Raw genomic sequence first — 13,765 nt, 5'->3', positions numbered from 1 at the left:
TCGCCTGGCAGGCATCGGTCAAAAAAAATAGCCGCTCAGAGGCGGCTTAAAGAGGGGATATTGAAGCGTTAAAACGACCCGGTTGGGACGAGACGTTTTTCATTTTTTATAATCTCTGAAACTTCATTAACAGCGACGAACAACCTGCATACGACGCTTTATTCAATCGGTTGCACCGCTCTCCTTTTGATGAAAAGGTGCCAGCCAGCAGACAATAAACGAAGGAATCGTCGCCAGCATTACAAAAACAAAGTAGCTCTTGTATCCAAGCATTTGCTGTAAATGACCGCTGATCACACCGGTAAACATCATGCAAAGTCCCATCAGGCCAGTGCCGAATGCGTAGTGCGTTGTGGTGTATTTTCCTGGTGCTAATTGCTGCATCAGATAAATCATGAAGCCGACAGAGCCAAAGCCAAAAAAGAATTTCTCTATCGCGACACCTGCAGTAACGACCAGTAAGCTCTCTGGTTGATAAATACTCATGAGCAGGAAAGTCACGTTCGGGATATTCACGGCACAACACAACAGGAACAAGGTCGGCTGCAAACCGCGACGCGCTACAAACCAGCCACCTAACAACGATCCAAGTAATACAGCGAGTAAGCCATACGTTCCGTAGATGATGCCAAGCAGCTCGTTACTGAGCCCTAGCCCGCCTTTGGCGACAGGATCAACCATGAAAAAAGGCCCGATTTTCTCCAGAAAACCTATGCTGAGGCGAAATAAAAAAGCGAAGGCAATCATCAGCCAGACATCTTTTTTCTGAAAGAAACTGACGAAAGAATCTTTCAAAATATCCATTGCCGCAGAAAAATTGGTGGGAGTATTTTCAGCCCGTGCGCCATCCGGCATCATCCGCCAGTGCCACAGCGCCATCAACACCGTGATCGCAGCAACGATGAAGAAAATCACACGCCAGGCATCCACCCAATCGGCACCAAAAACCGCAGGATCATGATGAAAATATTCTGCATGCAATTTGCCACTGAGATACACCAGGCCACCGGATGCAATAATAGGACCAAGATTCCAACTGAGGCTCTGCACGCCGCAATATAAAGACTGGGCTTTGCTATCGAGAGAAGTGACGTATACGCCGTCAGCGGCAATATCCTGGGTCGCGCCAAGAAACGAGATGACCCAGAATAAACCCATCAGCAACACCATATAGTTCGGTAATGCCATCGCCAGTGCAACCGCCAGAAAGCCAAAAAATATCGCGATTTCAGTCAGAATCACAAAAGCCTTTTTGGTACGGTACATCTCGACGAATGAGGCGAACAGCGGCTTGATGGTGTATGCGAGAATCAGGTAACTCGCATATTCAGCCGCTCTGCCATTATCCATGCCCATGTTTTTGAACATGATGGCAGTAACGCTGGTCAGCGTCATGTAGGTCAGTGCCATCGTGAAATAGGTCGTTGGCACCCACAGTAAAGGGGATTTTTTTAACTTTGTCTCTAGCATGTCTGCTTTCTCATTTTATTCACTTGTCACCAATTTCATCTGATACCGTGCGGTAGCTCTGTCGGACAACCGTTTGGAACGAAAAATTGCTGCAGTTTTCTTATATTTTAAAAAGGAAATTCAATTTTATGAAAACCTTTTCATAAACAGAATAACATAATTTTTTATTTTTAAAACCATTTTTAGCACGCTGCATCATTCAAGTTTTTTAAGGGCTGACAACAGCACGAAATAATCACGGTTCTCCTTGTACAGACGAAAAACCGTTCTAACGTCCCGCATCACGGCCATTTCATCGATATTCTGACCGCAAATCTTGCATATCCGCATGTTTGAAGCCCGTTTCTGAGCAGATGCTAAATTGAACATCTTTTCAACAATGGGTCGTACAGATCCCTGTTTCAACTCAAATACCTTACTTTCTTCGTTCAAAGACCTGTCGCCAGAGCGCGCACCGCGATCAATATCATTTTGCGAAAAATTTATTTGACTTGAAATCGTTTTCAATTACAATCACCCGACGGTAAATACACCGCATATCGATACATTTTTCCGGTTTTACGATGAAAAACGCATGTAGGTTTTACGTTTCACCCATGCAAACAAGCAAAAGAAAACGTTTTCAAATAACCGATTTATCTACACACTTATATGACAAACGCCCATCCAATGAATCACTTTCCCCATGACTTTGAATGGGGCGTGGCGACCAGTGCTTACCAGATTGAAGGCGCAGCAGCAGAAGATGGTCGCGGCCCATCAATCTGGGACACGTTTTCTCATACTCCCGGAAAAATTATTGACGGCAGCAATGGCGACATCGCCTGTGATCACTACCATCGCTATCCCGAAGATGTGGACATCATCGCCTCACTCGGGGTGAAAGCCTATCGATTCTCGGTCTCATGGTCTCGTGTGCAGCCCTTGGGTTATGGCGCATGGAATGAAAAGGGCTTTGAGTTCTATTCCAATTTATTAGATAAGCTGGCCGAAAAAAACATCACACCTCATCTGACTTTGTATCACTGGGATTTACCACAAGCGTTGCAAGATCAGGGTGGCTGGCTGAATCGCGATACGACCGCTCATTTTGCCGACTATGCAGCAGAAATCGCCCGTCGCTTTGGTAACAGAGTCGCTTCAATTGCCACACATAATGAACCGTGGTGTACCGCAAATCTGGGTTTTGGCAATGCGCAATTTGCGCCGGGCGTTGCGGATAAAGCGCTCTCTATACAGGTGTCCCACCACTTATTACTGTCACATGGTTTGGCGATAAAAGCCATGCGTCGCGTGGCTAGCTCTGCAAAACTAGGCATCGTGCTGAATCAATGGCCAGCCATGCCGGCGACCGATTCTGCACGCGATGTAGCGGAGGCAGAATGGGAATACGCACGCTCAGTGCAATGGTTCATGGATCCGATATTTAAAGGTCGCTATCCGCAAAAAGCGCTGGATCGCATGGACATGTCGCAATTTCATACCGAAGCAGAGGATATGAATATCATTCACCAGCCTATCGATTTTCTGGGAGTAAATTACTACACACGGGAATTTATCAGCACCGATTCTCCACCAAAAAAGCCACAAGCGGCGATGGGTGTCACGGATATGGGCTGGGAGATTTACCCATTGGGGCTGACGGACATACTGCTGCGCCATAAGAATGATTATACGAATTTGCCACCGATCTATATCACTGAAAATGGTATGGCAGTCGCGGACAAACTCATCGATGGCGAGATCGATGATCAGCCTCGCATTGCCTATGTTCATGCGCATCTGGATGCAATCCATGCAGCAATAGAACAAGGTGTTAACGTCAAAGGCTATTTTTATTGGAGTCTGCTGGATAATTTCGAGTGGAATTCCGGTTACGCGAAACGCTTCGGGCTGGTCTATGTCGATTACGCGACACAGCAACGCACCCTCAAAGCCAGCGCCCACTGGTATCGGAATTTTGTGAGTCAACAGTTGCAGAAAACTGAGTAAGCTTACCTGAGCGAGCACTCCAGTCGCAGCAAATTACTCACTGCAACGATGCTGACTTTTAGCATCAGATACCGCCCCGGAAAATTGGTATCTGATGCTTTTTTTTACGCTGAACATCTGCGCTGCACTGAATTCAGATGCACTGCCTTTTTTCTCTGCCGTTATAAAACCGTTACGGCAACATACGCAACATGCGAATGCCTGCAGCAACGCCGATGAGCAAGACAGACAATGCCAGCAAGGCAATCGACAAGCTGATCCCTTGTGCGACGAAACCGATAAAGGCTGGCCCCATTAATATGCCGGCATAGCCCATACTTGAAACGGCCGGTACAGCAACGCTCTCAGGCATGACGCTCTGTTTGCCTGCAAGAGAAAACATCACCGGAACGATATTCGCACAACCTATTCCCAGCAAGGCATAACCCAGCAAAGCAAACTCCCACGATGGCAACGCTGTGGCGCAGATCAGGCCTGCCGCTGCGAGTAAAGCGCCAGCCACCACCGTAAACCTGGCTCCCAGAAATTGAACCAGACGATCACCGGTCAGGCGCCCTACCGTCATCGTCGCCGCGAACGCTGCGTACCCAAGTCCGGCATGCGCTGGCGACATCTCGCGGACATCGGTCAGAAATACGGCGCTCCAGTCCAGCACTGCCCCCTCTGTTAAAAATAAAATAAAGCAGACAACACCGATATAAAACACGACGCCTTTCGGCAATCCGAAGGCAGCACCGCTTTTCCTTCCGCCATACGGCAAGCAATGCCTGACGCTGATGCTCAACAACACCGCCATCACTGCCACAACGGCCACGGTCACGTTGAACAAAGACCAGCCCAGACTCAACAAAGCACTGACACTGCCCGCCCCAATCAGGCCGCCAAGACTGAATAAACCGTGAAAGCCTGACATCAGTGGGCGACTGCTGCCACGTTCCAGTATCGTCGCCTGAATATTCACCGCACAATCGAGGGCACCGACACCCGTGCCGAAAATAAACAAGATCAATCCCAAGCCGATGGCGGATGACATCTGCGTCAGCAAAGGCAAGGCAGCACACATCACCAGTGTCGCGAATAGCAGCACCTTGCGACAGCCTATGCGTGATGTCAGTGCACCCGCGACTGGCATCGTCAGAATAGAACCCGCGCCCAGGCACAGCAATAACAGGCCCAGATATCCTTCATGAATCGCCAGACGCTCTTTCACAAAAGGCACCATCGGTGCCTAGGCAGAAGTGCCGAAGCCTGCGATAAAAAATGCGATGCGGGTTGATTTTTCTGCTAAGGATGAAGCTGGGAAAGACGATGGGGTTGGTGATGTTATCTGCGAAGTCATCTGCGAAATTATCTTTGCTATGGCGAGCTTACTTTGAAGCCTGGCCGGGTTTCATTTGTGATCCCAGCGATGGGGTATTACGTGCGGCAACCAGTTCCCGTCAGAAAAAACGCCGTTCAATACGTAAAAGAGCGCTATTTTTACATAAATAAAAAAAGAAAACCTCGCCAGTACTTGCGAGGTTTTCCCAGATTTTCACTGATCAGAAATCAATCAGAAATCAAGCCCGACATTGATGCCATAAGTACGTGGTGGCAGATACTGCGCCATCCATGGGCCAAAGCCATTCAATGCACTGGTCTTGACGTTGCCGTCGCCAGCATTGCGAACAAACGCATCGACATACCACGCAGTTTTGCCAGAAGCGGCGTAGCGCAATCCCAGATCGGTGCGAGTGTAAGCATTTTGCTTGTCGCCCTCACCCAGATTAAACACGCTGAGCCAGCTGCTGGTTTCATAATGCAGGCTGATGCGTGGTGTCAGAGTGCCATGGCTCAGATTAAATGTGTGCTGATACATGACCTGCGCTGAAAACGTTGGTGCATGCGGCATGGTGTTGTTGCTGACGTCCAGACAGTTGCTGATGCCTGGCACTTTACACACTGGCAAAGAGTAGTCGTTAGAACCACCGATCAGATTACCCAGTTTTGCCTTGGTGATTGCCAGCGAAATCTGCAGCTTATCTTCTTTCGTCAGCTTGGCTGCCAATTCAGATTCGAAACCGTAAATCTTCGCCCCTTCTGCATTGCTGGTTGCCAGGCCATGCGAACCATCCGGATTCGTGATCGGTGCGCTGAACTGGAAGTCTTTGAAATCCTGATAGTAGAGCGCGTTATTCCATTTTACGCTGCCACCCAGGAACGAACTCTTACTACCGAATTCATAGCTGGTCAGTGTCTCAGGGCCGTAAGGTTTGCCGCCGTCTTGCAGGCCACCAGATTTATAGCCAGTCGAAACGCTGCCATAAATCATGTGATCCTGATTGACATCGTAAGCGGCGCGCAATAAGCCAGTGACTTTGTTGCTGCTGTAATTACCGTCGTTCAGAGAGCTGACAGCGAAGTTACTATTAGGATCACGTGGATCCACATTCGGTGTGATCGCTGCCTGTGTCAGCGCAGCATTGCCAGTCCAGCCATAACCACGCCCGCCAATGTTTGCACGCTTATCAGAGGTGTAACGCAATCCGCCAGTCAGATGCAACGCATCGGAAACATTCCATGTTGCCTGACCAAATGCCGCAGAAGATTCCACGGTTTCTTTTGGTTGGATGAAAGAACCTTGCCAGCTGACCGTACCCTGTTGCGTACCATTCATGATAGGAATGTCGAAGCGCATATCGTTCGTTTCTGAACCATAGTACAAGCCAAGCTGCCAATCGATATCGCGTTTGCCGACCGATTGCAGATTCAGTTCGTGGCTGTAATTGGTATAGTTGGACGACACCGTGTTATTCGCCTGATACACGCCATTAGTTGTGAAGCTGGTCGGTACTTTCGCGCCGCCATCCTGATCGAATTTCGACGAGCCGCTGAATTTCGAATAGCCACCGACATAGACCACATTCATAGAATCATTCAGCGCATATTCGATACGGCCGCGCACCGCGTCGGTATCACGTTTCAGCGCCGGTGCAGTGTCGATCAACGCTGACCACAATGAGTAACCTGCGCGTGGCGTTTGCAACAGATTCATGGATGGTGTACCGCGATCCATAAACTTCTCATAGGAAGCATCGATTTTCAGCGCTGGCGTCGGTTTCCACAATACGCTGATCCGCGCTGCACTCTGATCCTGCGCGCCATATTTAGCGCCATCTTGTACAAACAGATTAGGATCGATGGGTTTGAAATCGGCTAACTTGCCGCCACCCGCCAGAAACGCGGCCTGCTGGCTTGCCAGCGGAATATTTGGCACACCTTGATAATCGACATAGCCATCATGCTTTTCATTCACGAAAGCAAAGCGTAACGCCATGGTGTCGCTGACCGGCACGTTGAACGCGCCACGCACACCTGTGCGTTTGTAGCTACCCAGACCGCCTTCAAAAGTCCCGGAAGACTGACCGATAACCGGTTTTGCTGTTTGCATATTGACCGCACCAACTGTCGCATTCCGTCCCCACAACGTACCTTGTGGGCCGCGCAACACTTCAATACCTTCCAGATCAAACAACAAAGAAGTTGCGCCTTCCGGACGTGGTGAATACACGCCGTTGACGAAGGATGCGACTTCAGGATCTGCATACTCTGTCTTTGCGCTGTCGTTACCGACGCCACGCAAAGTCATCGTAATCACACCATGGTCACCCTGCGAGGTTGCCTGAAAGCCAGGCACCAGATTGACCACGTCCTGAATCGTCTGTACGTGCGCATCATCCAGCGCTGCCGCACCGATGGCAGTAATTGCCACTGGCGTGCGCTGCAAGGATGTGGCGCGCTTGGTGCCTGTCACGATCACTTCAGAAATTGCCGTACTGTCGCTGGCTGCCTTTTTCTCTGCAGCGCTTGGCGTTTGTTCTTGCGCCTGTGCCGAGCCTATGCTCGCTATCAGGGTAAGGATCGCCAGTTGGATAGGACTGCCCACGGGCATCGGGGCTTGATGGATGCGGTTTTTCATATGTCTCCTGATATTAATGTTTGTCGCGATGAACTCGTCGATCGATGTAATTTATCCGGCCGTGATTTCTAGTTAAGCTGAATTAATTTGAAATCGTTTTCATAATACCTATCGTTTTAAATCCGTGTCAAATCAAAAATGGTAACGTTTTCAAAAATACCGTAAAATCAATTCAGTATGACGTTATTACAACAATAATGCGCAGCAGTGCGTGAATAAATTTACAGGAGACAAGGATGAAACCAATCAAAAATGTCCTCATCGTCGGCGGTGGCACAGCAGGCTGGCTCACTGCAGCATTTCTCGCACGCACGCTGGGTAGTCAGGCACAGAACGGCATACAGATCACACTGATCGAATCCAGGGAAATCGGCATCATTGGTGTCGGCGAAGGTAGTTTTCCCTCGATACGCGGCACGCTTGCCGCCATCGGTATCGATGAAGCGCGTTTTGTGCGCGAATGCAATGCGACGTTCAAGCAAGGTGTCAAATTCGTAGACTGGGTACGCCCGCACGGAACGCCCGGACACGATCATTATTTTCATCCGTTTAATAGTCCGAGTCAGCGCCCCGGCGGACCTGAATTATTAAGCTACTGGTTGCAAGGCGCTGCCGGCAGCGACATTCCATTTGCGCAGGCGGTCAGTATGCAAAAACGGGTTGCCGATGCCTTCCGCGCACCTAAGCGTTTCAGCGATGAAGATTTCCTCGGCCCGATGAATTACGCCTATCATTTTGACGCTGGCAGTTTTGCCCGTTTGCTCGGTGAACACGCTCGTTCACTTGGCGTCAGACATGTGCTGGCAACCGTCAAGAATACCGAGCTCGATGCTGATGGCGCGATCGCCGCCATTGTCACCACCGATGCCCAGCGCCTGAGCGCGGATCTGTATATTGACTGCACCGGTTTCAGCGCCAACCTGATCGGTGAAGCGCTGGGCTCCCCGTTTCGCTCACTCAGCGACGTGCTATTTGTTGACCGCGCGCTTGCGATGCAGATTCCGTATGCAACGGAAACCACACCTATTCCGTCCTACACCATTTCCACTGCGCATGAAGCGGGTTGGACCTGGGATATCGGCCTGCAACAAAGACGTGGCACCGGTTATGTTTTTTCCAGCCGCCACACCAGCGAAGAGCGGGCAGAACACATCCTGCGCAATTATTTAGGGGCGGCATCCGACAATCTGGAGCCGCGCCTGTTAAAGCTGAATGTCGGTTATCGCGAAACACAATGGATAAAAAATTGCGTTGCGGTTGGTTTGTCCGGTGGCTTTCTGGAGCCACTGGAATCGTCCGGTGTCGGACTGATAGAAACCGCCGCTTATCTGATCGGCTATCTGTTTCCGTTTAACGGCGATCTCGCGCCGGTGGCAAAGACGTTTAACGCACATATGAAAGCGCGTTACGAACGCATCATCGATTTTATCAAGATGCATTATTGTCTGACCCAACGCCAGGATCACGCTTTCTGGCATGACAACGCTGCCGCAGCATCGATACCGGAAAGCCTGCAGGAAAAACTGGCGATGTGGAAATGCCGCCCCCCCGGCCGAATGGACTTCATCACCGATCTTGAAATGTATCCGCCTTCGAGCTGGCAATATGTCTTGTACGGCATGGAATTTCAGACGCAGATGTACGCCAACCCCGTGTCGCATCCGCGCTTTGAAGAAGCACGCAGGGAATTTCATACCATCGCCCAAATGGCGGAACGGGCATTGGGCAACCTGCCAGACCATCGCATGCTGGTTGAACATTTGTGCAACAAGAATACGATGGCAACGCCGCATAGCAAAGTCGCCTGAAACCACATTGACAGTACCCGCAGAAAACTTCACTATCTGCGGCGCATTTCAGATGATAATGTGGCTGATCAAGGCTGTTTCTGGCGTGAAGTCAGACCAGCCGGTACCGTGTTAACCGGCTTGCGATCATCATTAAGCTTGTCGTTTCACTTGTTGTTTCAGCTTATCGTTTCAGTTGTCGTTTTTTTAGGATGGAGAAATCAGTAGTGCCTGAGAATGAAACTAGCAGCAATCCCGTTACCCTGCTCGATGTTGCACGCGAAGCTGGCGTCTCGCCAAGCACGGTATCACGCATTTTAAATGGCACCGCAACGGTTTCTGCCGTAAAACGTAAAGCGGTCGAAGATGCGATCAAGAAAATGGGCTTTGAACCCAACCCTCTCGCACAAAGTTTGAAAAGCGGCCGCTCCATGACCGTCGGCATTGTGGTGCAGGATATTTCCAGCCCGTTTTTCTCTGAAATTCTGCGCGGGGTTGATGATGGTCTGAACAGCACAGGCTATGCCTCTGTGATCGTCAGCGGACACTGGAACGCGAGTGAAGAAGCGGCACGCATCAAATTGCTGCTGGCGCGTAAAGTCGATGGCCTGATCCTGTTATCCGGCCGCATCGAAGACAAAGCCGTGCTGCAATTTGCCACCCAACGCCCCATCGTTGCGACCGGGCGTTCCCTGAAAAGCCCGACGGCCATTGGTTTTAAACTCGATAACCAGAACGGTGCCTATCAGGCAGTACGCCATCTGATTGAACTGGGTCATCGTCGCATCGCTTTTGTGACCGGCCCCTCGAATAATACCGATGCGAATGAACGTCTTACCGGCTACAAACAAGCGCTGGAAAGTGCAGATATTCCATTTGAACCGGGTCTCGTGGTCGAAGGCGATTTCCATGAAGCCAGCGGTCTGATGGCCGTCAATCGCTTGTTTGATACGCAACAACAATTCAGCGCAATTTTCGCCGGTAACGATCTGATCGCTTACGGTGTACGCCTGAGTCTGTACCGCAAAGGCATACGCGTACCGGAAGACATTTCCTTAATCGGTTTCGATGATTTACCCGGCTCGCTCTACACCACGCCACCGCTGACAACGATACGCCAGCCTTTGTACGATATGGGTCTGATCGCCACCACCGCCCTGCTCGGTCTGATCGGCGGCAAACCAGTCGATGTCGAACTGCCACCGGTGGAACTCATCGTACGCGAAACGACACGCCGTTTTCGTTAACAACAGCACGCCATTCATCCGTTCATTAGTTTAAAAACACCGCACGACGCACTCCGTCGTCATGCGGTGTTTTTATACGCTAAGCACTTCCGTTTTTTTCAATGCAATCATGCGGCGGATTTCCGGTACGCAGGAGCCGCAACTGGTGCCGCAACGCAGGCGGCTTTGCAGGCCAGCCAAGACATCTGTGGGAGTCGTGGCGGACTGTGTTAACTCGCCATTCAGAGCATCTTCAATCTGGCTTTCAGCGACATTCAGACAAGTGCAGATCACTTTGCCTTTGGCCTGAAAACCTTGTGGCGTATTCGCGCCTGGCATCAGCAGCAAACGTCCCAGTTTTGCCACCGGCTCCTGCTCCATCAGATAAGGCTTCAGCCAGCTTTCGGCAGAGACATCGCCTGTCAATGCGACGGCCTGCAACTGTCCGTCACGAATCGCAATATGTCGCCCGGTGCCGCGCCGCTGATCGTCATAACGCAGCACGGCAGCGCCAGCGATGCCGAATAATTTTTCGATTTCCTGTACCAGTTCAGCAGTAGGCGCGACATCATCGGCCGCACGAAACAGCAAGCCGCTTTTTTCACGCCCGAAAGGCACGCAACTCGCATACGCAAATTGCCGCAGATACGGGCGCAAGGCCTGTTGCAAGGCAAAGACCTGCGCCTGCTCCATCCAGCCAAACACCACAAAGCGCCACGGCAATTCGGCTTTGATAATTTTCACTGCGGCATGTTTGAGTTCCGGCTGGCGCGACACAGGATCTGTCGCTGGCGACATCAGGGCATTCACACCATACGCCACATGTTGTCCGTGGCCGCGACCGGAAATAAATTCCTCACCCCAATGCATGCCGATAAAGGTCTGCCCGGCGCGCAGATCATCGCTCTCGCTGACGGCAAAAATCTGCGTGCCGCGACGATTGCTGACATGCACCAGATCGCCGTTTTTCAAGAAGCGCCGCTGCATATCCTGCGGATGCATATGGATCACGGGTTCAGCGGCATGTGCAAATAGTTGTGGCACAGTGCCAGTGCGGCTCATGCCATGCCACTGATCACGCAGCCGCCCTGTCGTCAACGCAAACGGATGGCGTGGGTCCACTTTATCGGCAGTCGCCTGATACACGGTATTCACAAAACGCGCGCGGCCATTCGGCGTCGCGAAAATATGATCTTCATACAGTCTTGCTTTACCGACGCTGGCACCTTGCGGATATGGCCACTGCTGCGGCCCCTTTTCTTCTAATAATGCATACGATAAGCCCGTGATATCGAGGTCGCGGCCACGCGTGCTGTCGCGGTGTTCATTCCAGATTTGTTCCGGCGTTTCATAAGCAAAATCCGGCTTGCTTTTATCCAGCAACAGCGCCAGTTTTTGCGCAAAAAAAGTCGCAATCTGCCAGTCGTGTTTTGTTTCTGCCGGTGCCGCGAGTGCCGCATTCACACGCGAAATACGTCGTTCCGAATTCGTCACCGTGCCGGATTTTTCACCCCAGCTGGTCGCCGGTAACAAGACATCGGCATAAGGCACCGTCGCCGTCGTTGTATAGGCTTCCTGCACGATCACCATGTCAGCTTTTTGCAGCGCTTCACGAATCAGATTTTGCTCGGGCATGGATTGCGCGGGATTGGTACAGACGATCCAGAGCAGGCGGATCTGCCCTGCCCGCACAGCTTCAAATAATTCAACGGCCGTTTTCCCCGGCGTTGCCGGCACCTCATCCACACCCCAGTATTGCGCGACCTCGGCACGGTCAGCGGCATTGCTCAGATCGCGATGCGCCGACATCAGATTCGCCATACCGCCGACTTCACGCCCGCCCATCGCATTCGGTTGTCCGGTCAGCGAAAACGGCCCGGCACCTGGTTTGCCTATCTGACGCGTTGCCAGATGCAAATTGATCAGCGCGGCATTTTTTGCAGTGCCGGATGAGGACTGATTCAAGCCCTGACAATACAAAGACAAGGATGCTGCCGAGCCGCCAAACCAGCGTGCCGCCTGCAGCAAATCGGCTTCCTTGATGCCACAGGTTTGCGCGACCATCGCCGGAGTGTAATCGCGCACGGTTTGCCGCAGCTCGGCAAAGCCTTCGGTATGCGCTGCGATAAACGCGGTATCGGTCAATTCTTCCCACAAACACAGATGCAACATGCCGTTGAACAGCGCCACATCGGTGCCCGGTAAAATCGCCAGATGCAGATCGGCGTCACGCGCGGTATCGGTGCGGCGCGGATCAGCAACGATAACTTTAAGCTGCGGATTATTTTTGCGTGCTTCCTCGATGCGGCGGTACAAAACCGGATGCGCAAAAGCCGTGTTAGAACCGGCGATAAAAATCACTTCAGCGTGATCGATATCTTCGTAACTGCACGGCGGCGCGTCGGCACCCAGCGTCTGCTTGTACCCGGCAACGGCGCTCGACATACACAGGCGTGAATTGCTGTCGATATTATTCGTGCCGATCAAGCCTTTGGCGAGTTTATTGAAGACGTAATAATCTTCCGTCAGCAGTTGTCCCGAGATATAAAAGCCGACGCTGTCCGGCCCATGCTCGCGTATCGTCGCGGCGAATTTTTCTGCCATCAGATTCAGCGTGCTGTCCCAGTCGCTGCGCACGCGGGGTAAATTTTTTTGTGTGCGGATTTCAGGATACAGCGCCCGCACTTGCTGTTGAATCACAGGCTGTGCCGACAAGTGCAAAGTGCTGCCCTTGCTGCATAATTTTCCTGCATTCGCCGGATGTTCGGGGTCGCCGCGAACACCGGTGATCTGCACGCCATCGGTCGCAATCAGCACACCGCAGCCGACGCCACAATAGCAACAGGTCGATTTTATTTCCGTCATGCTTGCCCCTTGCTGCCTGCACTCTATAAATATACTCCCCCGGAGTATTTTTCAACGCCCTTTATTTATAAGGACATTAAGCATAAATATTAAAAAATAGGGGGGAGTATCTGTATTTCTTTATTCTGGCGCTGCCGTGCGCAACTCTTCGGCATCCAGAAATACCTGCTCATTTTCGACTTTCAGACGAAAGCGCTGGGTGCAACCTTCATCCGGCGATACCGCACAGCCGGTCGGCAATTCGATATTCCAGTTATGCAAAGGGCAGGCAACCCGCTCCCCGAAAACAATCCCTTGCGACAAAGGGCCGCCTTTATGCGGGCAACGATCCAGCAAGGCAAAAATCTTGTTTTCACTATTTCTGAAAATCGCCACATCCGGTTTGATCTGGCGTTCAACCACACGTGCACCAAGCACAGGAATATCCTCAACCCGGCACACCATTTTCCATTGTTCTGACATGCTGT

General features: G+C 51.3%; 9 protein-coding genes. 3 read left to right on the top strand and 6 right to left on the bottom strand.

Features of this window, described 5'->3' with window-relative positions; translation table 11 throughout:
- Positions 1-162 precede the first annotated feature (162 nt).
- Complete coding sequence (locus H8K38_RS01680; RefSeq protein WP_186883041.1) at positions 163-1,470, bottom strand: MFS transporter; 1,308 nt, start codon at positions 1,468-1,470, stop codon at positions 163-165.
- A 195-nt stretch (positions 1,471-1,665) separates the two neighbouring features.
- Entirely contained in the window at positions 1,666-1,977 is a 312-nt protein-coding gene (locus tag H8K38_RS01675; protein WP_186883040.1) for a hypothetical protein, read from the bottom strand.
- Positions 1,978-2,121: 144 nt separating this feature from the next.
- Here H8K38_RS01675 and H8K38_RS01670 point away from each other — a divergent pair, with 144 nt between their 5' ends.
- The gene (locus H8K38_RS01670; RefSeq protein WP_255422788.1) at positions 2,122-3,462 is read left to right on the top strand and encodes a GH1 family beta-glucosidase; all 1,341 of its coding nucleotides are present in this window, start codon (positions 2,122-2,124) and stop codon (positions 3,460-3,462) included.
- A 172-nt stretch (positions 3,463-3,634) separates the two neighbouring features.
- Here the strand turns inward: H8K38_RS01670 and H8K38_RS01665 are convergent, their stop codons facing one another.
- Positions 3,635-4,684, bottom strand: coding sequence for an MFS transporter (locus tag H8K38_RS01665; protein ID WP_370587039.1), 1,050 nt, complete (start codon positions 4,682-4,684; stop codon positions 3,635-3,637).
- 330 nt (positions 4,685-5,014) lie between these two features.
- Positions 5,015-7,420, bottom strand: coding sequence for a TonB-dependent receptor (locus H8K38_RS01660; protein ID WP_255422786.1), 2,406 nt, complete (start codon positions 7,418-7,420; stop codon positions 5,015-5,017).
- Between the two features lie 236 nt (positions 7,421-7,656).
- On the opposite strand from H8K38_RS01660, the gene H8K38_RS01655 reads away from it, so the two are divergent.
- Both H8K38_RS01655 and H8K38_RS01650 read left to right on the top strand, forming a co-directional pair.
- A complete protein-coding gene (locus H8K38_RS01655) occupies positions 7,657-9,228 on the top strand; it encodes a tryptophan halogenase family protein (protein WP_186883039.1) in 1,572 nt (523 codons plus the stop codon).
- A 206-nt stretch (positions 9,229-9,434) separates the two neighbouring features.
- Positions 9,435-10,454, top strand: coding sequence for a substrate-binding domain-containing protein (locus H8K38_RS01650; protein ID WP_317889265.1), 1,020 nt, complete (start codon positions 9,435-9,437; stop codon positions 10,452-10,454).
- 72 nt (positions 10,455-10,526) lie between these two features.
- Here H8K38_RS01650 and H8K38_RS01645 read toward each other — a convergent pair whose 3' ends face one another.
- Both H8K38_RS01645 and nirD read right to left on the bottom strand, forming a co-directional pair.
- The gene (locus H8K38_RS01645) at positions 10,527-13,298 is read right to left on the bottom strand and encodes a nitrate reductase (protein ID WP_186883037.1); all 2,772 of its coding nucleotides are present in this window, start codon (positions 13,296-13,298) and stop codon (positions 10,527-10,529) included.
- Positions 13,299-13,418: 120 nt separating this feature from the next.
- Entirely contained in the window at positions 13,419-13,760 is a 342-nt protein-coding gene (gene nirD / locus H8K38_RS01640) for a nitrite reductase small subunit NirD (RefSeq protein WP_186883036.1), read from the bottom strand.
- Between the last annotated feature and the right edge of the window lie 5 nt (positions 13,761-13,765).

Origin of the sequence: Undibacterium sp. FT79W, assembly GCF_014284215.1 — a bacterium.
GTDB lineage: Bacteria > Pseudomonadota > Gammaproteobacteria > Burkholderiales > Burkholderiaceae_D > Undibacterium > Undibacterium aquatile.
This window is presented reverse-complemented; position numbering and strand designations above follow the sequence as displayed.

Coding starts and splice junctions, on each gene's coding strand:
- H8K38_RS01665 (WP_370587039.1), bottom strand. CDS start 4,684: ATGGTGCCTTTTGTGAAAGAGCGTCTGGCGATTCATGAAGGATATCTG.
- H8K38_RS01680 (WP_186883041.1), bottom strand. CDS start 1,470: ATGCTAGAGACAAAGTTAAAAAAATCCCCTTTACTGTGGGTGCCAACG.
- H8K38_RS01655 (WP_186883039.1), top strand. CDS start 7,657: ATGAAACCAATCAAAAATGTCCTCATCGTCGGCGGTGGCACAGCAGGC.
- H8K38_RS01670 (WP_255422788.1), top strand. CDS start 2,122: ATGACAAACGCCCATCCAATGAATCACTTTCCCCATGACTTTGAATGG.
- nirD (WP_186883036.1), bottom strand. CDS start 13,760: ATGTCAGAACAATGGAAAATGGTGTGCCGGGTTGAGGATATTCCTGTG.
- H8K38_RS01660 (WP_255422786.1), bottom strand. CDS start 7,420: ATGAAAAACCGCATCCATCAAGCCCCGATGCCCGTGGGCAGTCCTATC.
- H8K38_RS01645 (WP_186883037.1), bottom strand. CDS start 13,298: ATGACGGAAATAAAATCGACCTGTTGCTATTGTGGCGTCGGCTGCGGT.